The following is a 21,182-nucleotide window of genomic DNA, read 5'->3' as shown; positions in this document are numbered from 1 at the left end:
GGGGCGTCACCCTATCCGCACAAGATCAGAAGGTATAGCCGACGCCGACCGCACCGATCCATTGATTCCTGGAACCCGCGATGCTGACGATGGGTGAGTCCGCATAGGCACCCAGCATCCGCGAATAGCCGCCCAGCGCGAACAGCGCCCAGCCTTTACGAATATCGCCCGACAATGACAGGCCGCCGGTCAGGTTGACGCCGACCTTCTTGAAACCCGAGCCCTCGCCCGCGCGCGAATATTCCGGCAGACCGGACGCCAGCGCCCCGGCGGCATCGACATCATAATAATAGCGGCCATATTTCTTGCCCACATAATCGGCCGACACGCCCAGACCCACGAAACTGCGCGTGGACAGCGGGGTGAAATATTCGATCGCTGGCGTCACGATGAAGCTTTCATGTGCGCCCGCGACATCCTTCGTCACAGCAACGCGGACGGACAGATTGTCGTAGGCGCTGGTGAGAACGCCGGTCTTGCCGATGCCGACAAAGCCGCCAAGCTCCACCGCCTTATCGCGTTCGCCAAGCGCGCGCACTGCGGCATCCTTGATATTCTTGCGGCTCGACCGATCGAAACGGACGCCCGCCACTGGCCCCAATTGCAGGTCGATATCCTGCCCCCGATTGGGAATGACATCGAAATACAGGCTCGGCCCGCGGGTCCAGAAGGCAAAATCGCTCACCTTGCCGCGCAGCTGCGGGACGGGGATCACCCGATAGTCGTCCGACCCTTCATAGCTGGGAATGACGGCGGCGCCGATCCCGACGGTCAGCACGTTGCTGTCGTTCGTTTGGGCAAAAGCGGTGTCGGCGGCACCCAGCGCAATAAAGGCAAGGCCCGCGAACAATATCTGTCGATGGTTCATAAATCCCCTGTTCCATCTAAATGGTCAGCGTTTAGAATGTTTCGCTGCCATTACAGTTCCGGATGGATGCAATCAGAGGAAATATTTGACCTTTATGTCCTGACGCATCGCCGACCCGGTCACGGTAAATTGCGCAGATCGGAAACTGGGCGCGCCGAACCGGATGGCCGGGTTTCGGGAAAAGCCCACGCCCTCGCGCGGGATACCGGCGAACGTGTCGAGCTTCCCATTGCCATTTTCATCATGGATGATCGCGACGCCATAGGTTCCGGGCGCCAGATCGCCCAGCGGGATCGCCGCCGATGTGGCGGCGACGACCAGATGGCGCTTGTCGGGATCATGGCTGCAATCGGGAAAATAGGCGGGCGAGCGCGCGACGCAGACCAGCAGATTTCCCTTGTGCGATCGCAGGCCTTCAACCTCGATGCTGATCGGCTGCGGCTGGCCCACCGGCGCGGCGCCGGGCAGAATCAACATGGCCCCGGCCGCGAGCAGCAATTTTTCCTTCATCCGTGCATCTTCCTAAAATCGCCCAGTCCCCGGTCGGTCCCGCACAGCCGGTCCCAGACACGAAAATAAAGCCCGTAATTGCAATTATATTGTTCATGATGCCGTTGATGATGGCTGGCAGTGATCAGCCAGCGGCCCGCCGGTCCCTGCACCATCCAGCGCGGAAACATCTCCCACCCCATATGGTTCGACACGCCCATCACCGTCATGATCGCCAGCACACAGCCCAGCGCCGCAACATGAATGGGGATCAGGAACACCAGCGCCGGAATGACGATGGCGCCGCTCAACGCTTCCCATGGATGAAAGCTCATCGCCGCCCAGGCCGTTGGCGGGCGGCTCGCATGATGCACGGCATGGGCGGCGCGGAACAGGCGCGGCCGGTGCATCCAGCGATGCGTCCAGTAAAACCAACTGTCATGCGCCGCGAGGTATAGCAGCACGGATATAGGCAGATACCAGAGCGGATAGGCCGCGACGTCGGTATAGATACGCGTCCAGCCCTGCGCCTGCCATCCCCAGGCGACCACGCCCGCCGGAATGCCGTAAATCAGCGCCGATGCCAGCGACCACGCAATCTCCCGCCGAATCTGCGGGTCCAGCCCGGCATAGAGTCCCGGCTGCCGGACACGCGTCGCCAGCGCAAAGCCGCCGCTGGTGACCAAATAGCGCACCGCCACGATCGCGCTCATGGCAAGAGCGGAAAGAAGGATCGCGGCCAGCATGGGATCGACTATAGGCAGCAGCGCCCGGCCCGTCACCCCATCAGGTCCGGGGCCGCGCCTGACGATAACTGCCCAGCATGCGCACCCATTTGCTGTGGAATTCCAGTTCGGCGAGCGCGCGATCGACGGCAGGGTCGCCCGGCATCCCCTCAATGTCGCAGAAAAACTCCGTCGCGGCGAAACTCGCACCGCGCTGGTAGCTTTCCAACTTCGTCATGTTGACGCCGTTCGTGGCGAAGCCGCCCATCGCCTTGTACAGCGCGGCGGGGACATTCTTCACCTCGAACAGGAATGTCGTCATGACCGGCCCATCATCGGGCTCCGGCATGGTCGGCTCGCGCGACAGTATAAGGAAGCGCGTCATATTGTCGTCGCTATCCTCGATATTCTCCGCCACCATCTTCAGCCCATAAAGCTCGGCCGCCAGATAGGGCGCCACCGCGCCCTCCCCCGGCTTACGCGATTCCGCGACCAGCGCCGCGGCTCCCGCCGTGTCGGCATAGGCCACCGGCTGGATACCCCGCTCGCGCAGATAATGGCGGCATTGGCCCAATGCCTGCGGATGGCTGATCGCGCTTTTGACCGGGCTATCGTCGATGGCCATCAGGCAGTGGCGGATGCGCAGGAAATATTCGTCAACGATGTGCAGCCCCGATTCGGGCAGCAGGAAATGCATGTCGGCGACCCGGCCATGCAGGCTGTTTTCGATGGGAATGATCGCCCGCGCCGCCAAACCATTGCGCACCGCGTCGATCGCATCTTCAAAAGCGAAGCAGGGCAGCGGCACCCAATCGGGCGCATATCCCAGCGCGGCAAGGTGCGAATTGGCGCCCGGCGCGCCTTGATAGGCGATGGCGCGCGACGGGTCCGCTGCGGCCTTTTCGGCGAGTTCCGCGACCAGCGCGCGGGCGGGGGCAGGATAGTTTTCCATGGGTAAAGCGCGCTTAGGCACTCCTCCACGCGCGCGCAAGCGTGTCGGAATCCCCGGCTGACACCGGTGAAGACGCCACAGCTTCCAACCATGCTTGCACGTTCGCTCTTGCGTCATTATGGCAGCGCGCTAGAGGGGGCGCGGAAACCAAGCCGCCAGAACAGAAATTCAAGGGAATCCAAGCGAAATGGGTGATCGTTTCAACACCGTTGCAGGCTGGGCGTTGTTTGCGGGGATCATTGCGCTGGGTGGCGGCATCGTCAGCTCCAAATATTTCCATGACGAACGGCCCGAAAAGATGGGCTATGCGATCGAAGGCGTGGAGGCCGAGGGCGAAGGCGGCGCAGCTGCTGGTCCCGGCCTGAACACGCTTCTCGCCAGCGCGGATGTCGCCGCCGGTGAAAAGGTCTTCGCCAAGTGCGCGGCCTGCCACACCGTCAACCAGGGCGGCGCCAACGGTATCGGCCCCAACCTTTATGCTACCGTTGGCGAAGGCATCGGACAGGGCAAGGGCGGCTTCGCCTTCTCCGACGCGCTCAAAAAGAAGGGCGGCAACTGGACCTTCGAGAATCTGGATCACTGGCTGACCAGCCCGCGTGAATTCGCGCCCGGCACCAAGATGACCTTCGCGGGCCTCGGCAACCCGGCCGACCGCGCCAACCTCATCGCATGGCTCAACACGCAGGGCTCCAACCTGCCCCTGCCCGCCGCCGATGCCGCACCCGCAGAAGCGAGCGCAACGCCCGGCGAAGCCGCCGCCAATGCGACGAACGCCGCCGAAAGCGTCGAAGGCAAGGCTCCGGCCAACGCGGCTCCGGCGACCGGACCCGCCGCTGCTGGCAAATAATAGCGGAGGGGTCGGCCCCTCCTGTTGAACCTGACGGGCGCGGCACTGATTGCCGCGCCCGTTGCGTTTGGGAAATGCACCCTTTTGAAACTCGGGTCGTCTCAGGGCTTTACGACTTCACCATCCTCCTTGGTAAATCGATCAGGCTGGCGGTCCAATAGAGTCAATACGACCTCTGAGGGACGACACAGCTTTGTGCCCAGGGGGGAGACCACAATAGGGCGGTTCACAAGAATGGGGTGCTCAACCATCGCCGCTAGGATTTGATCATCCGTGGCATCCGCGCCCATCAAGCCGAGTTCCGCGGCAGGCGTGCCCTTTTCTCGCAACAGATCACGCGGCGACGCACGCATATCGGCGATCAGGCGCTCCAATAGGGAACGGGTCCAGCCGATGTCGCGATATTCAATGACCTCGGGACGATAGCCCGCAGCCTGGATCATCGCGAGCGCGTTACGCGACGTGCCGCAATCGGGATTGTGATATATCCTAATGGGAAAGGTATCAGGCACGATACGGGTCCTCCTGTAAAAGCCAGCCAAACACCATCAGCGCGACTATGGCGCCTGCACTTTGGCCGCCGATGAACAAGGGGATCGATGATGGCGCAATCCCCGCAAAGCTGTTCGTCAGGCCGCGAGCCACGGTCACGGCGGGATTGGCGAAGGATGTGGACGCCGTGAACCAGTAAGCGGCCGTGATGTAGAGCCCCACCGCCGTCGGCGTGAACTCGGGTCGGGACCGCTGTGTCGTCAATATCGTCCCGATCAGGCCGAAGGTGGCGACGGCTTCCGCAAAACCCTGCCCCCAGCCGTCACGCAATTTTGTTGAGATTTGCAACACTGGCTCGGCGAACATCGCGTGCGCGGTCCATACGCCAACAACGGCGCCGCAAATCTGTGCGACCACATATTGCAAAGCCTTTTGGGGGGTGACTTCACCACGCAGCAGGAAAACAAGCGTTACCGCCGGGTTGAAATGTGCGCCTGACAGCGGCGCGAACATATGGATCAGGACGACGAGGCCCGCCCCGGTCGCCACCGTGTTCGCCAACAATGCAATCGCATCGTTACCGGCGGCAAGCCGCTGTCCCATGATCCCCGACCCCACGACGACGGCCAACAGCATGGCCGTGCCCAAGGCTTCAGCGGCAATGTTGCGGACGACTGTCATTGAGGCGAACAGCAATTTGCGGTGTCCACCATGGCGACCAAAGGTGCGCAGATTTCCGGACGTCCTGCGCAGCAGTCGGAAACGAGGAACTTCAAAAGATCACCCATCCCCTCATAATCGGCGGAGTAAATCACTGACCGCCCCTCCCGTCGGGACTGGATCAGGCCAGCGTGCCCCAGGATGGTGAGATGCGTGGAGAGCGTGCTTGGCAATGCGCCCACTTCGCGCGCTATTTCTCCGGCCGGGACACCCGAGGCACCCGCACGAACAAGCAGGCGGAAGACGGCCAGCCTGTGATTATGCGCCAATGCCGACAGTGCTTCGACGGCGTCCGGTAACGACATCTGCTGATTTTCACCTGCCACGGATGGCGACCTTCCGATTCGACTATTCGATAAAATCCGAAATATCGAATTATGTCGCCCAAGCCAATGGGTGCGTTCGCCTATCGGAATCAAGCGTCCTTATGACCGGCCTTGGTCACAAGCCGACCCTAATCTCCTACAATGTCGCCAGAAGGCCGTTTTAACGCTCCGCGACCAGCAGCTTGTCGATCTTACGCCCATCCATATCGACGATCTCAAATCGCCACCCCTGATCGTCGATGAAATCACCGACCTCAGGCAAGCGCTTGAGCAGCCACAGCGCGTGGCCCGCGACCGTGGCATAATCGCGGTCCTCGGGCAGGTCGATGCCGATCCGATCGGCGAGCAGGTCCATCGGCATCTGGCCCGACACCAGCAGGCTGCCGTCCTCCCGTTCGACAAGGTCGGGTTCATCATGCACGTCGCGATCGGAAGCGAAATGCCCCGCGATGGCGGACAGCAGGTCAGCAGGCGTCGCTATGCCTTCGAAATGGCCATATTCGTCATGCACCATCACCATGGGCACGTCCGCGCGGCGCAGCACTTCCAGCGCGTCCATCGCATCGACCTGATCTGGCACGACCTCCACACGACGCATCAACGACTCAAGGTTCAGCCGCTCTCCCCGGAACAGCGCAGCCATGATGTCGCGCGCCTGTACGACGCCGATAATATCCTCAACCGTTCCACGGCCCACCGGCAGCCGAGTGTGCGGCGTTTCCAGCAGCCTTGCCCGGATGGTTTCATCTTCCGCGCCGATGTCGATCCAGTCCACATCCATGCGCGGCGTCATGACTTCGCGCACCGGCCGGTCGGCCAGCCGCACGACGCCGGAAATGATCGCGCGCTCGCTTTCCTCGATCACGCCAGACCGGCTCGCCTCCGCGACGATCAGGTGCAATTCCTCGGCCGTCACATGATGTTCCGATTCCCGCGTCATGCGCAGCAGGCGGAAAATGAGCGCGCTCGACCCGTCCAGCACCCACACGATCGGCGCGGTGATCTTGGCGAGCCAGAGCATCGGCGTCGCCATGATGACTGCAATGGGTTCAGGCGAGCGCAGGGCGAACTGCTTGGGCACCAGTTCCCCGATGATCAGCGAGGCATAGGTGGTGAGGCCGATGACCAGCGCGAAACCAAGACTCTCGGCGCTATTGGGCGACAATCCGAATTGCTGGAGCCGCTCGCCGACGGGTCCGCCAAGGCTCGCCCCGGAATAGGCGCCCGCGATGATGCCGATCAGGGTGATGCCGATCTGGACCGTGGAAAGGAACTTGCCGGGATCGCTCGCCAGCATCAGCGCCGTGCGCGCGCCCCGCCGCCCCGCCTTCTCCATCGCCTGCAACCGGGGGCGGCGAGCCGACACGATCGCCAGTTCCGACATGGCGAAAACGCCATTCAGAGCGACCAGCGCCAGAATGATGACGAGGTCTGCCCAGGGAAAGGGCGTCGGAGCGTGCGGGGGGATCGTGGCCATGGTGGTCAGCTACGCCCTATAACCCTGTTCCTTACAGTTTCACAACCGTCCCCTCACCTGCGGTTCAGTTCGCCTGTGGAACAAAAGGCGGGCTTTGACGATTGGGGCCTGCATCCGCGCTTTCGGGTGCAAGACAAAAAGGGAACTGAATCTATGCGGATTTCTCATCGCATCATGGGTACGGCAGGTCTGGCCGCCATGCTCGCCACCGCCGCCTGCACGACCGACCCCAACACGGGGCAGCGTCAGATTTCGAAGGCCGCGATCGGCGGCATCGGCGGCGCGCTGGGCGGTTATCTGCTCGGCGATCTGGTCGGCGGCAAGCGTGACCGCACGGAAAAGATCCTGGGCGCGGGCATCGGCGCGGTCGCGGGCGCAGGCATCGGCGCTTACATGGACGCGCAGGAACGCAAGCTGCGCGAGGAAACCGCTGGCAGTGGCGTGGACGTGATCCGCGATGGTGACAATCTGGTGCTGCGCATGCCGTCGGGCATCACCTTCACCACCGACAGCGCCGCCGTGCAGCCGCAGTTCCGCCCGACGCTGGACGAAGTGTCCTCGGTCCTCTCGCAATATCCCAAAACCTATATCGACGTATACGGCCACACCGACAGCGACGGTGCGGACGCCTATAACCAGACCCTGTCAGAACGCCGCGCCCAGTCGGTCGCTGACTATCTGACCAGCCACGGCGTCCAGTCGGCTCGCATCGCAACGCGCGGCTTCGGCGAAACGCAGCCCATCGCCTCCAACGCCACGGCCGAGGGCAAGGCCAGCAACCGCCGCGTCGAAATCAAGATCGCGCCGGTCACGGAAAGCGACGTCCGGGCGTAAGCTCTCGACCTAGTAAAACTGCCCTCTCCTCCGTTCGCCCTGAGCTTGTCGAAGGGCTCTTCTTTTCTTCATGAGAACTGAAGGGCTTCGACAGGCTCAGCCCGAACGGAGGAAGGGACTCAAACGGAGCGAACCAGGCTTCAAAAACTCGCCTTCAGCCCATCGATCACGAATTGCGCAGCCAGCGCCGCCAGCAGCACCCCCAGCAAGCGGGTAATCACCGCCTCGATCTTGCTGCCCAGCCGCGCCATGATCGGCCCCGCCGCCAGCAACGCCCCCAGCATCAGCACCAGCGTAACCAGCACCGCGCCCATGACGACCAGCCGCTCGGATATGCCATCAGCCCGCGACATCAGCAGCATCACCGTGGCGATCGACCCGGGTCCGGCGATCATCGGCATCGCCATCGGGAATACCGACACATCCTCGACCTCGGGCGTCTCGGCGATCTTGTGCGCGCGGTCCTCGCGCCTTTGGGTGCGCTTTTCGAACACCATGTCCATGGCGATGATGAACAGCATGATCCCGCCCGCGATCCGGAAACTGTCGAGCGCGATGCCCAGCACGCCCAGCAGCTGCTTCCCCCACAGCGCAAAGATAAACAGGATCACCGCCGCGATGCCGACCGCGCGGATCGCCATTGCCCGCCGCTGCGCATGGCTCGCCCCGGTCGTCAGGCTGGCATAGATAGGCGCGCAGCCGGGCGGATCGATGACCACGAACAGCGTGACAAAGGCGGAGATGAACAGCTCGATCATGCCCCCGGCGCCGCCACCCTGTCGTCTATCACCATGTCATAGCTCGTCCCGTTCCAGACGCGCACAGTGACATGACGCCCGCCATCGGGCGCAACGTCCGCATTCCACAAAAGGCTTTCATCGGCAGGTGGCACCGCTGCTTTCGCCTTGGCGCCCACCATCTCAGGCGTTTTGTCCCGCTTGCAGGTGGCGACCTTCCCCACCAGAAACTCCGACGCAGGACGCGGCGCGGCAAGCGTATCGCCATGGTCGAGCACCCATTTCCAAGCGCCCTGTTTGTCCCGCCGCCAGATCGTGGTGAAATAACCAACCGTTCCATCCGGCCGCTGCCAGTTGCCCGTACTCGCCGCCAGATTGCCATCGCACGACACATATATGGTGGACGGCGTCCAGCTCACCGGCTTGGGCGGATCGGCCCGCCCCTTCAACCATTGTTTCGCCAGCACCCGCTGCGGCACGAACATCACCGCATCCTCGGCGGCGGTCTCGCGAAAGGCGGTCCATTGCCCCTTGTCCCGCGCCAAACGGTTGAAGGCGATTTCGGCGGCGAAGACGGAACTGGGGTCGGGCTGATGCCGCATCGGCGGCCGCGCCGCGACCAGCCCGATAAGGCAAGCCGCGATCAGGACGGCCCGCCTTGCTGTCACAGCCCCTCCGGCTTCGCCAGCCCCGCGCGCGCATGGGCCGCCACCAGCGTATTGCGCAGCAGCACCGCGATCGTCATCGGCCCGACACCGCCCGGCACCGGCGTGATCGCCCCCACATGGGCCAGCGCTTCCGCCGTGGCGACGTCGCCGACGATCCGGCTCTTGCCATCCTCGGTATCCGTCACCCGGTTGATGCCCACGTCGATCACGGTGGCGCCCGGCTTGATCCATTCGCCCTTCACCATCTCGGCACGGCCCACCGCCGCCACCACGATGTCGGCGCGATGCACGACCGAAGCCAGGTCCCGCGTGCGGCTATGCGCGATCGTGACTGTGCAATTCTCGGCCAGAAGCAGCTGCGCCATCGGCTTGCCCACGATGTTGGACCGGCCCACGACTACCGCCTCCATGCCTGACAGGTCGCCCAACTCATCCTTCAGCAGCATGATGCAGCCCAGTGGCGTACAGGGCACCAGCGCCTCCTGCCCCGTCGCCAGCCGCCCGGAATTGACGACATGAAACCCGTCCACATCCTTGGCCGGGTCGACCGTGCCGATCACCGCCGCCTCGTCAATATGGTCGGGCAGCGGCAATTGGACGAGGATGCCGTCCACCCGGTCATCGGCGTTCAATTCCTCGACCAGTTCGAGCAACGCATCCTCGCCGATGCTGGCGGGCAGCTTGAACTCCAAGCTTTCCATGCCCGCCTCGACCGTCATCTTGCCCTTGTTGCGGACATAGACGGAACTGGCCGGGTCCTCGCCCACCAGCACGACGGCGAGGCCCGGCTTGCGCCCCGTACGTTCGACAAAGGCGGCGACGCCCTCCGCCACTTTCGCGCGCAGCGTGGCGGCGAAGGCTTTTCCGTCGATGATCTTGCCGATGGTCATGCTGCCTCAACCTGTTCCTTGATGATGGCGGACAGGCGCGCCAGCGCGTCGACACCGCCCTTGATACGAAGCCGCTTTAGCCGGTTGCTGTCACCCGATTCCAGTGAAATCGCGCTACGTGGCCAGTCTAGCCCCTTGGCGAGCAGCGCAATGAGCGCCGCGTTCGCCCTGCCCTTTTCCGCGACGGCGCGGACGCGCGCGCCCAGCCATTGCGCGCCCTTCTCGTCCGTCCAGCACCCGCCAATATCTTCACGCGCCGCGCCTGGCGTCAACCGGACAGAGAGCAGCAGGTCGTTTCCGTCCTGCCTCCAGACGCTCACACCAGCCCGAAGAGCGGCGGCAATATGGCCTGTCGGATGATGAGGATGGCGAGCAGCACGACCATCGGCGACAGGTCGAGCGCGCCAAGGTCAGGCATCACCCTTCGGATCGGATTGTAGATCGGCGCCGTCATCCGGTCGAGCGCCACGATGATCGTGCGCACGATATCGCTGGACGTGTTGATGACATTGAAGGCGATCAACCAGCTCATGATCGCCTGGATGATGATGATCCACCACAGCACATCGAGCAGGATGACAATGATCTGATAGAGCGCGTAGGCCATGCGGTCTCCAAATTGACTGCCGCTGCTCTAGCCGAGCGGGGGAGGCCGCGACAAGGGTTCCCTTGTTCTTCTGCCTTCTTGGCGTCATCCCAGCGGAAGCTGGGATCTCAGGAGAGGAAGCGCGACGCCGCCCGAGATCCCAGCTTCCGCTGGGATGACGGTGGGAGAATCCCTCACCGCCGCACTAAAGTACCCGCACCCCGCTTCGTGAAAATCTCCAGCAGCATCGCATGCGGCACCCGTCCGTCGAGAATGACAGCAGCGTCCACGCCGCCCTCGACCGCCTTCACGCAGGTTTCCAGCTTCGGAATCATGCCGCCGCTGATCGTGCCATCCTCTTGCAGCACCTTGATCGCCGCCGGGTCGAGGTCAGTCAGCAACTGCCCCTGCTTGTCCAGCACGCCCGCGACATCGGTCAGCAGGAAGAAGCGCGAAGCCTGAAGCTCCGCCGCGATCGCGCCCGCCATCGTGTCGGCGTTCACATTATAGGTGTGTCCGTCAGCGCCAATGCCCACCGGCGCAATGACCGGGATGATGCCGCTCTGCGTCAGCGTGTCCAGGATCGACCGGTCGACCTTCACCGGATCGCCGACGAAGCCCAGGTCGACATTGCGCTCAATCCCCGAATTGGGATCGGGCGCCCGCGTATCGCCGACCTTCTCGCACAGGACGAGCCCGCCATCCTTGCCGGAAATGCCCACAGCCTTCCCGCCCGCGCCGGAAATCCAGCCGACGATTTCCTTGTTGATGGAGCCCGCCAGCACCATTTCGGCAATCTGCGCCGTTTCCCTGTCGGTGACGCGCAGGCCGTTCACGAAGTGCGATTCGACGCCCAGCTTCTTGAGCATAGCGCCGATTTGCGGCCCGCCACCATGCACGACGACGACATTGATGCCGACCGCCTTCATCAGCACCACGTCCTCGGCGAAATCGCGCGCTGCCTCGGGATCGCCCATCGCATGGCCACCATATTTCACGACGAACGTCTGCCCCGCATAACGCTGCATATAGGGCAGCGCCTCCACGAGCGTTTCGGCCTTGGCGAGGAGAGCGGGGTCGGGGGCATGCTTGCTGTTCATGGGCGCGCGCAATAGGGCCTTATAGATGCGGGGGCAAGTTGGGCAATTTCCCCTCTCCCCTTCAGGGGAGAGGGTGCCGAGCGTAGCGAAGGCGGGAGAGGGGCCTGTTAGACCTTGGCGTTGCTCCCCTCTCCCCAGCCCTCTTCCCTAAAGGGGAGAGGGAGAGAGTCCCCCCTTCACACACCCACTCACCAGGCCATCCGATACTTGACCCCCATGGCCTGCGCCAGATGCCGCTGCCGCCGCTCGACCGCCTCGCCGAACAGATCGACATCGACCCCTTTCAGCCGCAACTCCAACGTATCGCCATCCATCGCCAGCGTGGACGCAAGCAAAGGCCCTTCAACCCCGCCCGACAGGCGCTGGCCCAGCCGAATCGCCAGCCCCCACCAGGTTGCGCGCTTCAACGCGGCCGCTGAAGCCAGCCCTACAATCCCGGCGGGCGGCGTGGCCGATCCCCCAAAATTGCTGTGCAGAGCCTGCGCCAGCATCGCCCGCTCGGGCGCGGTGATGCCCACCCAATTGCTGTGCAGGGCAATCTCCACCCCACGTTCCGCCCGGAAATCCGGATTGGCGCGCCAGCCGACATCGGCGAGCAGGCAAGCGGCCCGACGGATGCGCCGCCAGGACGGCTCATCGTCGCGGAACAGCGGCCCGATCCAGCGGTCGATCATGTCGCCATGGCCCGCGAAGCGCCCCTGCGCCTCGCCCTCCGCCTCCGCCGCGACCAGCAACGGATCATGCGTGCGAATGTCGGCGGGCAGATCTTCGAACAACAACCCTTCGCGCAGGCCATAGGCCGACACGACCAGTTCACTCGACTTCAACTGCCGGACGACGACCGACAGCAGCGCCGCCGCATCGGGCAAAGTCGGCACGCGCGACCCCGTGATCGACGGAATATCCTTCAACCGCGCCCGGCCCACATGCGACACGATCCGCGTCAGTTGCTCCGCGCGGGCGGCGGGCATCGCATATTGATGCACCACCGGCAGCGGAAAGTTGGTCAGCTGCATGTCGAACCGGGCCAGAGCGCGCCACGACCCGCCCACCAGATAGAAGGGCAGGTCAGGTCCGGCATTCCAGCCCGCCTTCGCCAGCATCTTCTTCACCTGCCGTTCCAGAACGGCCGGCCCCTTCGCCCGGATCTGCGGCAGGCGCAGCACGCCCAGCGGCAGCGATATCGTCTCATGCACCGCGCCGTCGCGTACCCGCGCCAGTTCCAGACTGCCGCCGCCCAGATCGCCAACAATGCCGTCCGCGCCGGGGATGCCCGACAGAACGCCATAGGCCGCCGCAACCGCCTCCTGCCTCCCGGACAGCAACTCGACTTCGAGGCCCATGTCCTTGGCGCGCAGGATGAACTCTTCGCCATTGGCGGCATCACGCACGGCGGCGGTGGCGACGCAGCGCACGTCCCGCACCTCCATCTCGCGGCACAGATGGGCAAAGCGCCCTACCGCCCGCAATCCGCGCTCCATGGCTTCCGGCTCGATCCGTCCCGTCCGCCCAAGCGACGCGCCCAGCCCCGCCATTACCTTTTCATTGAACAGGATGAAGGGGATGCGCCGTGGCCCGTCATAGACGACTAAGCGCACGCTGTTGGACCCGATGTCGATGATGGCCGTGCGCGCCTTGGCATGGGCAGGTGAGGTCACCATCGTTTCAGCGATGGCGCGCACCTGGCTCAGCATCGAATTCATGACCGTTCAGGCCCGTCCGCGCAGGCGCAATGTCGGCACCGCCCCACTATCCAGCGACGCACCCCGGCCTGACAAAGACGGGTTGGTCATGAAATAGCGGTGCAGGTTGAACGGGCGATCCGTCGAATCGACGCGGGCATAATGGCCGTCGCTGTCCAGCTCCCAACTCTGTTCGGTGTCGATCAGGTTGGCGACCATCACCTGGTCCAAAATCTGGTCGTGAACGGTCGGGTTCTCCACAGGAGCCAGAAATTCCACGCGGCGGTCAAAGTTCCTCGGCATCCAGTCCGCCGAACTGATGAACACCTTCGCACCATTATTGGGCAGCGCCTTGCCATTACCGAAAGCCGTGATGCGGCTATGTTCCAGAAAGCGGCCGACGACCGATTTCACCCGGATATTTTCCGACATGCCCGGCACGCCCGGCCGCAGGCAGCAAATGCCGCGCACGATCAGGTCGATCTGCACGCCCGCATTGCTGGCGGCATACAGCTTCTCGATGATCGCCGGATCGACCAGCGAATTCATCTTGGCCCAGATATCGCCGGGGCGGCCAGCGCGGACATGCTCGATCTCCGCATCGATAAGCTGACAGAGCCGATCGCGCAGGTCGCGCGGGCTCATCACCAGCTTTTCAAGGCTCTGCGGCTCGACATAGCCGGTGATATAGTTGAACAGCGCGGCGGCATCCCGGCCATAGGCGGGATCGGCGGTGAAGAAGCTCAAATCGGTGTAGATGCGCGCAGTGACGGGATGATAATTGCCCGTGCCGAAATGGCAGTAGGTGCGGAAAGCCTCCCCTTCTCGGCGGACCACCATCGACACCTTGGCGTGCGTCTTCCAGTCGATGAAGCCATAGACCACCTGCACGCCAGCGCGTTCCAGCGCATCGGCCCACATCAGGTTCTGTTCCTCGTCGAACCGCGCCTTCAGCTCGACAACGGCCGTCACCGACTTGCCCGCCTCCGCCGCGTCGATCAGCGCGCGGATGATCGCCGACTGCTTGCCCGCGCGATACAGCGTCTGCTTGATCGCGACGCAGTCCGGGTCGGACGCCGCTTGTTTCAGGAACGAAACAACCACGTCGAACGCTTCATAGGGGTGATGGACGACAATGTCCTTCGCCCGGATCGCCGCAAAGCAATCCCCGCCATATTCGCGAATGCGCTCGGGGAAGCGCGGCGCATAGGGCTCGAACTTCAAATCCGGCCGGTCTTCCTCAACAATGCCGCTCAGGTCGCCAATGCCAACAAAGCCCTCGACCTCGGCAATGATCGCCTCATGCCCCTGAAGCATGTCCTGCAACATTTCCTCGACCGGCTCGGGAATGCGCTCCTCAATCTCCATGCGGATCACGCGGCCCCGGCGGCGGCGCTTGATGGCGCTGCGGAAATAGCGGACCAGATCCTCCGCCTCTTCCTCAATCTCGATATCGCTGTCGCGGATGATGCGGAACACACCGCTGTTGCGCACCCGATAGCCGGGGAAGAGATCGCCCGAAAAACGGCGGATCACCGCTTCCAAAGCCATGTAGCGCGCAGGCGTACCCGGCATGCGGACAAAGCGGGCGAGCGAGGACGGGATCATCACCAATTCGCGGATCGGCTGCTTGTCCGACAGCCTTTCCAGATCGAAGACGATCGACAGCCCCTGATTGGGAATGAAGGGGAAAGGATGCGCCGGGTCCAGCGCCTGTGGCGTCAGGATCGGAAAAACCTGGCTCAGGAAATGCTCGCGCAGCCATGTCTCGCTGCCCGCATCGATCTCGCTCGCAGGACCCATGACCTCGATCCCGACCCGCGTCAGCTCACCATGCAGCGCGCCCCAGACCTTCTGCTGCGCCGTCATCAGCCGCGCGGTTTCATCGGTGATCGCGGCAAGTTGCTGCGCGGGGGTCAGCCCATCGGCCGACCGCATATCGACATCCTGCAACTGCTGGCCTTTAAGGCCCGCCACGCGCACGCTGAAGAACTCATCCAGGTTCGCGCCGGAAATCGACAGGAAACGCAGCCGCTCCAGCAGCGGATGGGCGCGGTTCATCGCCTCTTCCAGCACGCGCTGGTTGAACGCCAGCCAGGACAGCTCCCGGTTGAAATAGCGGTCGGTAGGCAGTGTCAGGCTGGCGGACGGATCAGCTTCGGCCACGTCTCTCTCACTATGATGAGGGGTGCGGATCGTCCGCCACTATAGGCAAGAAACCCGCCGCTTGCAGGCTCTCTTTGGCCATAGCGACAGAAATCTTACGTCCCGATGACAATGCCGCCTCGTTAAGCAGGCGAACAGCCTCGGCAATCGCGGCATAGCTGCGCTCGATCCGGCGCAGCAGCCACTCCGGCAAATCCTGCGCATAACGCGAACCGGCGCGGCCAAGCGCCCGTTCGACAAGCGCCCGGGCAAGCGGCTCGTCCGGCTGCTCGATCGCGACATGCGGCGCGGCGGCAAGGCGCGACCGGAGGTCCGGCAGAGCCACGTCCCACAACGTCGGCGCGCTGTCCCCGATCAGCAATAGCGGCTTGGCGCTCGTCTGCGCATCATTCCAGGCGTTGAACAGCAGCCGGTCGTCCTGCCCCTGCGCATCGTCGATCACCGTGCCGCCGCTCATCGCGGCGAAACGGCGGCCCAGCATCGATCGCCCCGACCGGGCCGGGCCACTCAACACGCTGATAGCCAAGGGCCATTCGCGCCAATTTTCCAGATGGCGGACGGCCACATGATTGGCCTCGCTGACCAGGAAGTCATCGTCCGTCCCCTGCCCTGGCCATTCGAACGGCAGGCTGATCTGGCTCATTGCGGCGCCGATGTTCCCGCCCCGCCAAGCGCCGCGCCGCCCCGCCTGATGCGCAGCATATTTCCGGAACCGGACACGGTGAAGCCCCGCGCCTGAAGCCCGGCACGCAGCGCATCCACGCTGCCGTCGAAGCTGACCTGCATCACGGAAGTCCCGCCCAGAGCAAGGCTGCTGGTCGCCGCCGACCTGACACCCACGATAGACCGCACCGCCGCCTCGCCTTGCGCCACCGATCCTACATCGGGCGTGTCGAACTGGATCGAAACGCTGCTGGTCGTCGCCGACGGCACCGGCGTTTCGGTCGTCTCCAATGACTGTTCGGTCCCATTTTCGATCGCGAGCGCGTCCGGATCGACCGGCTCCTCGATGATCAACGAGGGGTCAGGACGCAAACGACCGTCATTGAGCGCAGCGGTATAAAGCTGATCGATTCGCCGCGCCGCTTCATCCATCATCTGCGGGATCGCGCTTTCGGCGGTCGCGCGCAGGGAGAAGCTGCCGATCAACGTATCGTCCGGCCCATAGCGCGCCGTGAAGGTGCCCCTCACTGGACCACCCGGATATTCCCGCTGAAGCCGCGCGATCGGCACCACCACATCGGCCGCGCCATATTGATCCAGCAACACGCGCCACCAAAGCCGCCCGCGACGCCCCACCTGACCGGCATTCAGCAGGATCGGGTCAGCGATCGATCCGCTCACCCGCACATAATCGATCGCGCTGTCCCCGGTACGGAACCGCGCCCAGACCTTCTGCCACTCATTGATCCGCTCATAGGACACGGCGGACCCGCCATCCCACATCACCGGAATGACCAGCAGCGGCGGCGAGCGCATGACATGACCAGATACGCCCAGCAGCTGCCCCGTCCGCGCACGGTCGAACAAAATGCCCAGCGTCGCGATGTAGCGGGTCGGCCCGACCTGCTCATATTCGATCTCCACGCCGGAGATCATGGCCTCAAGCTGCGAATCGGAAAGGTTCGGCACCCCTGCCGCGCCATGGGTGCGCGTCCACAGCATCCGCCAGCCCTGCCGCTGCGCCAGCCGCCAGCCCGCTAGGCGCGCGCTGTTGGCATCCTTGCCCAGCACATCGACCTTGATGCCGCTGACCTGATAATCGCCCCCGCTCGCGATCGGCGGCACGCCGCGTTCGCCCTCCATCTGCGCGAACAAGGCCGCGGCAGCGAGGCCCAGCATGATCGCGCCCAGAATCTGGACGGGCCGCGACAAGCGGCGGATCAGCGACGAAGGCCGGAAAATCTGGCTTTGGAAGGCAGTGGACAGGCTCACGCGCGCCCTTTTGGCGAGATTTCCCCCATCTGCCAAGCGGCAACCCATTTGCCGTTCCGTTTTCCGCATCATTGCTATAGTGGGCGCGGGCATGAGCGACACCGAATCCTACAGCTACGCCAAGGCTGGCGTGGACATCGCGGCAGGCAATGCGCTGGTCCGCGCCATTGCCCCCTTGGCCAAGGCGACCCGCCGTCCCGGCGCTGATGCTGAACTGGGCGGCTTTGGCGGCTTCTTCGACCTGAAGGCCGCTGGCTATGACGACCCGCTGCTGGTTGCGGCCAATGACGGCGTCGGCACGAAGCTCAAGCTCGCCATCGACCATGACCGCCATGATGGCGTCGGCATCGACCTGGTCGCCATGTGCGCCAACGACCTCATCGTCCAGGGCGCCGAGCCACTTTTCTTCCTCGACTATTATGCCACCGGCAAGCTGGAGAGCGGCGTCGCCGAACGCGTGATCGCTGGCATCGCCGAAGGCTGCAAACAGGCCGGTTGCGCCCTCATCGGCGGCGAGACCGCCGAAATGCCGGGCATGTACGCGGCCGGAGATTATGACCTCGCCGGATTCTGCGTCGGCGCGGTGGAACGCAGCAAGGCGCTCACCGGCAACCGGGTGAAGGCAGGCGACGTCCTCCTCGGCCTCACCTCCTCGGGCGTCCATTCCAACGGCTTCTCGCTCGTCCGCCGCCTCGCCGCTGACAAGGGCTGGAAGCTCGACCGCCCCGCCATCTTCGACAATGAAGTCCTGCTCATCGACGCGCTGATGGCCCCGACCCGCATCTATGTGAAGCCGCTCCTGCCGCTGGTGCGCGACGGCAAGATCAACGCGCTCGCCCACATCACCGGCGGCGGCCTGCTCGAAAACATCCCCCGAGTCCTGCCCGAAGGCTGCCATGCGGTCGCGAACGCCGACGGCTGGGAACAGCCCCGCCTGATGGCCTTCCTGCAAGCGCAGGGCCATATCGAGCCGGAGGAAATGGCCCGCACCTTCAACTGCGGCGTCGGCATGGTGCTGGCGGTGGACGCCGATGCGGCGGACAGCGTCGCGGCGGAACTGGAAGCCGCAGGCGAAACCGTCGTCCGCGTCGGCATCATCGAAGCAGGCGAAAAAGGCTGCACCGTCAAGGGAAGCCAGGAGACCTGGAGCGCCAAAGCCGACTGGACCGCCACGCATCTGGGGTGACCACCCACTCATCCGTTCGTTTCGAGCGAAGTCGAGAAACGAAAAGAGCAGGGTTCTCGACTTCGCTCGAACAGAACGGAGATTGTGCAAGTGAAAACAAAAGTCGGCGTTCTGATATCCGGACGCGGGTCCAACATGGCGGCGCTGCTTTACGCCGCCAAGCATCCCTCCTGCCCCTATGAGATCGTCCTGGTCGCCGCCAACGATCCGGACGCGGCTGGCCTCAACCTCGCCCGCGCGGAAGGCATCCCCACCTTCGCCCAAAGCCACAAGGGCATGAAACGCGCCGAGTTCGACCAGATCATCGACGCAGAATTGCGCAAGGCAGGCGCGGACTATGTCGCGCTCGCCGGTTACATGCGCCTGCTCTCCCCCGAATTCGTCGCGGGCTGGGAAGGCCGGATGCTCAATATCCACCCCAGCCTCCTCCCCAAATATAAGGGCCTCGACACCCACCAGAAAGCGCTCGACGCAGGCGACAGCCATGCGGGCTGCTCGGTCCATGTCGTCACCAGCGAGCTGGACGACGGCCCGGTGCTGGCGCAGACGGAAGTCGCCATCCTGCCCGGCGACACCGCCGACAGCCTCGCCGCCCGCATCCTGATTGCAGAGCACCAGCTTTACTCCCGCACCCTCGCCGACTTCGTCACCCGCGAGCGCCAGCCCGAATGGCTGCTCGCCAAGGTCCGCGAACGCGCCCTCGCCCTTCCCCAGGCGGATGAGGTAACGTCCCACGGCATGCCCTGCTTCGGCATCGAAAAAGGCAAGAAATTCGCCTATTTCAGCCATGATCATCATGGCGACGGCATCACTGCCCTGCTCGTCAAGACCACAGCGCCCGAAGAACAGGCGATGCTGATCGACAGCGACCCCGCCCGCTATTTCCGCCCCGCCTATTTCGGCGACGGCTGGGTCGGCATCCGCCTCGACCTTGGCGACACCGACTGGGATCATATTGACGACCGGCTGGCAAAAAGCTGGCGGGAAATAGCGCCCAGGAAGCTCATGGGCCTGATGGACGTAGCTGACGAGTTTTGAAAGCACCCTGTTCCTGCGCAGGCAGGAACGGGTGACTTTCATTTTCAGCCATTCCACTCCACATAAGCCGCCATGACCGACAGCTTCGCCCCCGCCCCCATGCCCGCGATCGAGATCACCAACCTCACCAAAGTCTACGCGGGCGGCAAGCGCGCGCTCGACAATATCAGCCTCACTATCCCGCGCGGCCAGATTTACGGCCTGCTCGGCCCCAATGGCGCGGGCAAGTCGACGACGATCAACATCCTCGCTGGCCTCGTCAACAAGACCAGCGGCACCGCGAAAATCTGGGGCTTCGACATCGACCAGAACCCCCGCAATGCCAAGAACAGCATCGGCATCGTGCCGCAGGAGATCGTCTTCGACCCCTTCTTCACGCCGTTCGAGACGCTGGAGAATCAGGCGGGCTATTATGGCGTGCCCAAGGAACGTCGCCGCTCGCTCGAACTTCTGCGCGCCGTCCATCTGGAGGACAAGGCCAACGCCTATGCCCGCACCCTGTCGGGCGGCATGAAGCGCCGCCTGCTTGTGGCAAAGGCGATGGTCCACTCGCCCCCGATCCTCGTGCTTGACGAACCGACCGCAGGCGTCGATGTCCAGCTTCGCCAGCAGCTCTGGGCCTATGTCCGCGAACTCAATTCACAGGGCGTCACCATCGTCCTCACGACGCACTATCTCGAAGAAGCCGAAGAGCTGTGCGACCGCATCGGCATCATCAATCATGGACGGCTCATCACCGACAAGCCGACCCGCGAACTGATCGCGATGGCGCAGGAAAAGGTGGTGCAGGTGACGGTCGATCGCGACATCACCGCCGCGCCGGACGCTCCGTGTTTCGAAAAGGTCGAACTCACCGACCCGCGCACGCTGACCATCACTTACATGAAGGACCGCGCCAACGCCGGGCAGGTCCTGAGCGCCGTCCAGGCCAGCGGCCTCTCGATCGTGGACGTCGTCACGCGAGACCCGGATCTGGAGGATGTCTTCCTCCACCTGACGGCAGCCGCGTGAAGGAGGAAGGGCAACCTGCTCCCCCTCCCGCAGGCGGGAGGGGGCTGGGGGGTGGGCCAGCGCGACCTTTCAAAAACCGAAACACCACCCGCGCCAAGTCCCTCCGCAACCAAGCCTCCCCACCAGAACGCCTCCTCTGGCAACATCTCCGCAACCGTCAGCTAAACAGCCACAAATTCAGCCGCCAAATCCCGATCGGCCCCTACTTCGCGGACTTTCTCTGCCGTGAAGCCAGGCTCATCATAGAACTCGACGGCTCCACCCACGACAACAGAACCAATTATGACGCGCGCCGCGACGCCTGTTGCCGCGCCCAAGGCTATTCCATTTTGCGCTTCACCAATGCAGATGTGCTGACCAATCTGGAAGGCGTGATGTCTCACATAGCCACCACGCTTGCGCATTTGCCCACCCCCAACCCCTCCCGCCTGCGGGAGGGGAGCGAGTAAGTCC

Annotated in this window: 24 protein-coding genes; 6 read left to right on the top strand and 18 right to left on the bottom strand. The window is 63.8% G+C overall.

All coding sequences use genetic code 11. The features are described 5' to 3' along the window. Positions 1-25: 25 nt before the first annotated feature. The 4 genes from ACZ51H_RS00380 to ACZ51H_RS00365 all read right to left on the bottom strand — a co-directional run bounded on the left by ACZ51H_RS00380 (position 26) and on the right by ACZ51H_RS00365 (position 3,034). The gene (locus ACZ51H_RS00380) at positions 26-868 is read right to left on the bottom strand and encodes a MipA/OmpV family protein (protein WP_464802104.1); all 843 of its coding nucleotides are present in this window, start codon (positions 866-868) and stop codon (positions 26-28) included. A 72-nt stretch (positions 869-940) separates the two neighbouring features. Next, entirely contained in the window at positions 941-1,378 is a 438-nt protein-coding gene (locus tag ACZ51H_RS00375) for a DUF2141 domain-containing protein (protein WP_460987416.1), read from the bottom strand. Then, positions 1,375-2,103: a sterol desaturase family protein gene (locus tag ACZ51H_RS00370; protein WP_460988158.1), complete on the bottom strand. Its 729-nt coding sequence runs from the start codon at positions 2,101-2,103 to the stop codon at positions 1,375-1,377. The genes ACZ51H_RS00375 and ACZ51H_RS00370 overlap by 4 nt, the downstream gene beginning before the upstream one ends. A gap of 40 nt (positions 2,104-2,143) precedes the next feature. Beyond that, positions 2,144-3,034: a prephenate dehydratase gene (locus ACZ51H_RS00365; RefSeq protein ID WP_464802103.1), complete on the bottom strand. Its 891-nt coding sequence runs from the start codon at positions 3,032-3,034 to the stop codon at positions 2,144-2,146. 187 nt (positions 3,035-3,221) lie between these two features. Between ACZ51H_RS00365 and ACZ51H_RS00360 the strand changes: the two genes are divergently transcribed. Continuing rightward, positions 3,222-3,881: a c-type cytochrome gene (locus ACZ51H_RS00360; protein WP_464802102.1), complete on the top strand. Its 660-nt coding sequence runs from the start codon at positions 3,222-3,224 to the stop codon at positions 3,879-3,881. Positions 3,882-3,982: 101 nt separating this feature from the next. Here ACZ51H_RS00360 and arsC read toward each other — a convergent pair whose 3' ends face one another. The 4 genes from arsC to ACZ51H_RS00340 all read right to left on the bottom strand — a co-directional run bounded on the left by arsC (position 3,983) and on the right by ACZ51H_RS00340 (position 6,896). Further along, positions 3,983-4,393, bottom strand: coding sequence for an arsenate reductase (glutaredoxin) (gene arsC / locus ACZ51H_RS00355; protein WP_464802101.1), 411 nt, complete (start codon positions 4,391-4,393; stop codon positions 3,983-3,985). Then, complete coding sequence (locus ACZ51H_RS00350; protein ID WP_464802100.1) at positions 4,386-5,054, bottom strand: aquaporin; 669 nt, start codon at positions 5,052-5,054, stop codon at positions 4,386-4,388. Before ACZ51H_RS00350 ends, arsC begins: the two co-directional genes overlap by 8 nt. Then, on the bottom strand, positions 5,051-5,419 hold the full coding sequence (locus tag ACZ51H_RS00345; protein ID WP_464771804.1) for an ArsR/SmtB family transcription factor: 369 nt from the start codon (positions 5,417-5,419) through the stop codon (positions 5,051-5,053). The genes ACZ51H_RS00350 and ACZ51H_RS00345 overlap by 4 nt, the downstream gene beginning before the upstream one ends. A 160-nt stretch (positions 5,420-5,579) precedes the next feature. Then, complete coding sequence (locus ACZ51H_RS00340) at positions 5,580-6,896, bottom strand: hemolysin family protein (RefSeq protein WP_464802099.1); 1,317 nt, start codon at positions 6,894-6,896, stop codon at positions 5,580-5,582. 153 nt (positions 6,897-7,049) lie between these two features. On the opposite strand from ACZ51H_RS00340, the gene ACZ51H_RS00335 reads away from it, so the two are divergent. Further along, complete coding sequence (locus ACZ51H_RS00335) at positions 7,050-7,730, top strand: YiaD family glycine zipper/OmpA-like lipoprotein (protein WP_464802098.1); 681 nt, start codon at positions 7,050-7,052, stop codon at positions 7,728-7,730. Positions 7,731-7,870: 140 nt separating this feature from the next. On the opposite strand, the gene ACZ51H_RS00330 is transcribed toward ACZ51H_RS00335, so the two are convergent. The 10 genes from ACZ51H_RS00330 to ACZ51H_RS00285 all read right to left on the bottom strand — a co-directional run bounded on the left by ACZ51H_RS00330 (position 7,871) and on the right by ACZ51H_RS00285 (position 17,401). Next, entirely contained in the window at positions 7,871-8,488 is a 618-nt protein-coding gene (locus tag ACZ51H_RS00330; protein ID WP_460987410.1) for a MarC family protein, read from the bottom strand. Then, entirely contained in the window at positions 8,485-9,135 is a 651-nt protein-coding gene (locus ACZ51H_RS00325; RefSeq protein WP_464802097.1) for a YybH family protein, read from the bottom strand. Before ACZ51H_RS00325 ends, ACZ51H_RS00330 begins: the two co-directional genes overlap by 4 nt. Then, positions 9,132-10,025 (bottom strand): bifunctional methylenetetrahydrofolate dehydrogenase/methenyltetrahydrofolate cyclohydrolase FolD, encoded by an 894-nt coding sequence (gene folD, locus ACZ51H_RS00320; RefSeq protein WP_464802096.1) that lies wholly within the window; start codon positions 10,023-10,025, stop codon positions 9,132-9,134. The genes ACZ51H_RS00325 and folD overlap by 4 nt, the downstream gene beginning before the upstream one ends. Continuing rightward, positions 10,022-10,345 carry a DUF167 family protein gene (locus tag ACZ51H_RS00315; RefSeq protein WP_464802095.1) on the bottom strand — a complete coding sequence of 108 codons (324 nt, stop codon included), beginning with the start codon at positions 10,343-10,345 and terminating at the stop codon, positions 10,022-10,024. The genes folD and ACZ51H_RS00315 overlap by 4 nt, the downstream gene beginning before the upstream one ends. Beyond that, positions 10,342-10,632 (bottom strand): YggT family protein, encoded by a 291-nt coding sequence (locus tag ACZ51H_RS00310; RefSeq protein ID WP_196225267.1) that lies wholly within the window; start codon positions 10,630-10,632, stop codon positions 10,342-10,344. The genes ACZ51H_RS00315 and ACZ51H_RS00310 overlap by 4 nt, the downstream gene beginning before the upstream one ends. 173 nt (positions 10,633-10,805) lie before the next feature. Further along, positions 10,806-11,711 (bottom strand): acetylglutamate kinase, encoded by a 906-nt coding sequence (argB, locus tag ACZ51H_RS00305; RefSeq protein WP_230463238.1) that lies wholly within the window; start codon positions 11,709-11,711, stop codon positions 10,806-10,808. Between the two features lie 188 nt (positions 11,712-11,899). After that, entirely contained in the window at positions 11,900-13,414 is a 1,515-nt protein-coding gene (locus tag ACZ51H_RS00300; RefSeq protein ID WP_464802094.1) for a Ppx/GppA phosphatase family protein, read from the bottom strand. A gap of 6 nt (positions 13,415-13,420) precedes the next feature. Beyond that, entirely contained in the window at positions 13,421-15,559 is a 2,139-nt protein-coding gene (locus ACZ51H_RS00295) for an RNA degradosome polyphosphate kinase (protein WP_464771796.1), read from the bottom strand. A gap of 10 nt (positions 15,560-15,569) precedes the next feature. After that, complete coding sequence (locus ACZ51H_RS00290) at positions 15,570-16,202, bottom strand: P-loop NTPase family protein (RefSeq protein ID WP_464771795.1); 633 nt, start codon at positions 16,200-16,202, stop codon at positions 15,570-15,572. Continuing rightward, entirely contained in the window at positions 16,199-17,401 is a 1,203-nt protein-coding gene (locus ACZ51H_RS00285) for a heavy-metal-associated domain-containing protein (RefSeq protein ID WP_464772659.1), read from the bottom strand. The genes ACZ51H_RS00290 and ACZ51H_RS00285 overlap by 4 nt, the downstream gene beginning before the upstream one ends. Positions 17,402-17,585: 184 nt before the next feature. On the opposite strand from ACZ51H_RS00285, the gene purM reads away from it, so the two are divergent. The 4 genes from purM (at position 17,586) to ACZ51H_RS00265 (ending at position 21,178) form a co-directional block, all read left to right on the top strand. Continuing rightward, the gene (gene purM, locus ACZ51H_RS00280; RefSeq protein WP_464802093.1) at positions 17,586-18,680 is read left to right on the top strand and encodes a phosphoribosylformylglycinamidine cyclo-ligase; all 1,095 of its coding nucleotides are present in this window, start codon (positions 17,586-17,588) and stop codon (positions 18,678-18,680) included. 135 nt (positions 18,681-18,815) lie between these two features. Next, entirely contained in the window at positions 18,816-19,718 is a 903-nt protein-coding gene (gene purN / locus ACZ51H_RS00275) for a phosphoribosylglycinamide formyltransferase (protein WP_464802905.1), read from the top strand. A gap of 72 nt (positions 19,719-19,790) precedes the next feature. Continuing rightward, positions 19,791-20,729: an ABC transporter ATP-binding protein gene (locus tag ACZ51H_RS00270; RefSeq protein ID WP_464802092.1), complete on the top strand. Its 939-nt coding sequence runs from the start codon at positions 19,791-19,793 to the stop codon at positions 20,727-20,729. After that, positions 20,726-21,178 carry an endonuclease domain-containing protein gene (locus tag ACZ51H_RS00265; protein ID WP_464802091.1) on the top strand — a complete coding sequence of 151 codons (453 nt, stop codon included), beginning with the start codon at positions 20,726-20,728 and terminating at the stop codon, positions 21,176-21,178. The genes ACZ51H_RS00270 and ACZ51H_RS00265 overlap by 4 nt, the downstream gene beginning before the upstream one ends. Positions 21,179-21,182: the final 4 nt, after the last annotated feature.

Source organism: Sphingobium sp. TomMM15, from assembly GCF_055397045.1.
This window is presented reverse-complemented; position numbering and strand designations above follow the sequence as displayed.

Excerpts from the sequence above, each read along its gene's own strand:
- purM (WP_464802093.1), top strand. The coding sequence starts at position 17,586 with ATGAGCGACACCGAATCCTACAGCTACGCCAAGGCTGGCGTGGACATC.
- ACZ51H_RS00375 (WP_460987416.1), bottom strand. The coding sequence starts at position 1,378 with ATGAAGGAAAAATTGCTGCTCGCGGCCGGGGCCATGTTGATTCTGCCC.
- ACZ51H_RS00290 (WP_464771795.1), bottom strand. The coding sequence starts at position 16,202 with ATGAGCCAGATCAGCCTGCCGTTCGAATGGCCAGGGCAGGGGACGGAC.
- ACZ51H_RS00365 (WP_464802103.1), bottom strand. The coding sequence starts at position 3,034 with ATGGAAAACTATCCTGCCCCCGCCCGCGCGCTGGTCGCGGAACTCGCC.
- purN (WP_464802905.1), top strand. The coding sequence starts at position 18,816 with ATGGCGGCGCTGCTTTACGCCGCCAAGCATCCCTCCTGCCCCTATGAG.
- ACZ51H_RS00350 (WP_464802100.1), bottom strand. The coding sequence starts at position 5,054 with ATGACAGTCGTCCGCAACATTGCCGCTGAAGCCTTGGGCACGGCCATG.
- ACZ51H_RS00285 (WP_464772659.1), bottom strand. The coding sequence starts at position 17,401 with ATGCTGGGCCTCGCTGCCGCGGCCTTGTTCGCGCAGATGGAGGGCGAA.
- ACZ51H_RS00300 (WP_464802094.1), bottom strand. The coding sequence starts at position 13,414 with ATGAATTCGATGCTGAGCCAGGTGCGCGCCATCGCTGAAACGATGGTG.
- ACZ51H_RS00370 (WP_460988158.1), bottom strand. The coding sequence starts at position 2,103 with ATGCTGGCCGCGATCCTTCTTTCCGCTCTTGCCATGAGCGCGATCGTG.
- ACZ51H_RS00270 (WP_464802092.1), top strand. The coding sequence starts at position 19,791 with ATGACCGACAGCTTCGCCCCCGCCCCCATGCCCGCGATCGAGATCACC.
- folD (WP_464802096.1), bottom strand. The coding sequence starts at position 10,025 with ATGACCATCGGCAAGATCATCGACGGAAAAGCCTTCGCCGCCACGCTG.
- argB (WP_230463238.1), bottom strand. The coding sequence starts at position 11,711 with ATGAACAGCAAGCATGCCCCCGACCCCGCTCTCCTCGCCAAGGCCGAA.
- ACZ51H_RS00335 (WP_464802098.1), top strand. The coding sequence starts at position 7,050 with ATGCGGATTTCTCATCGCATCATGGGTACGGCAGGTCTGGCCGCCATG.
- ACZ51H_RS00340 (WP_464802099.1), bottom strand. The coding sequence starts at position 6,896 with ATGGCCACGATCCCCCCGCACGCTCCGACGCCCTTTCCCTGGGCAGAC.
- ACZ51H_RS00380 (WP_464802104.1), bottom strand. The coding sequence starts at position 868 with ATGAACCATCGACAGATATTGTTCGCGGGCCTTGCCTTTATTGCGCTG.
- ACZ51H_RS00360 (WP_464802102.1), top strand. The coding sequence starts at position 3,222 with ATGGGTGATCGTTTCAACACCGTTGCAGGCTGGGCGTTGTTTGCGGGG.
- ACZ51H_RS00330 (WP_460987410.1), bottom strand. The coding sequence starts at position 8,488 with ATGATCGAGCTGTTCATCTCCGCCTTTGTCACGCTGTTCGTGGTCATC.
- ACZ51H_RS00310 (WP_196225267.1), bottom strand. The coding sequence starts at position 10,632 with ATGGCCTACGCGCTCTATCAGATCATTGTCATCCTGCTCGATGTGCTG.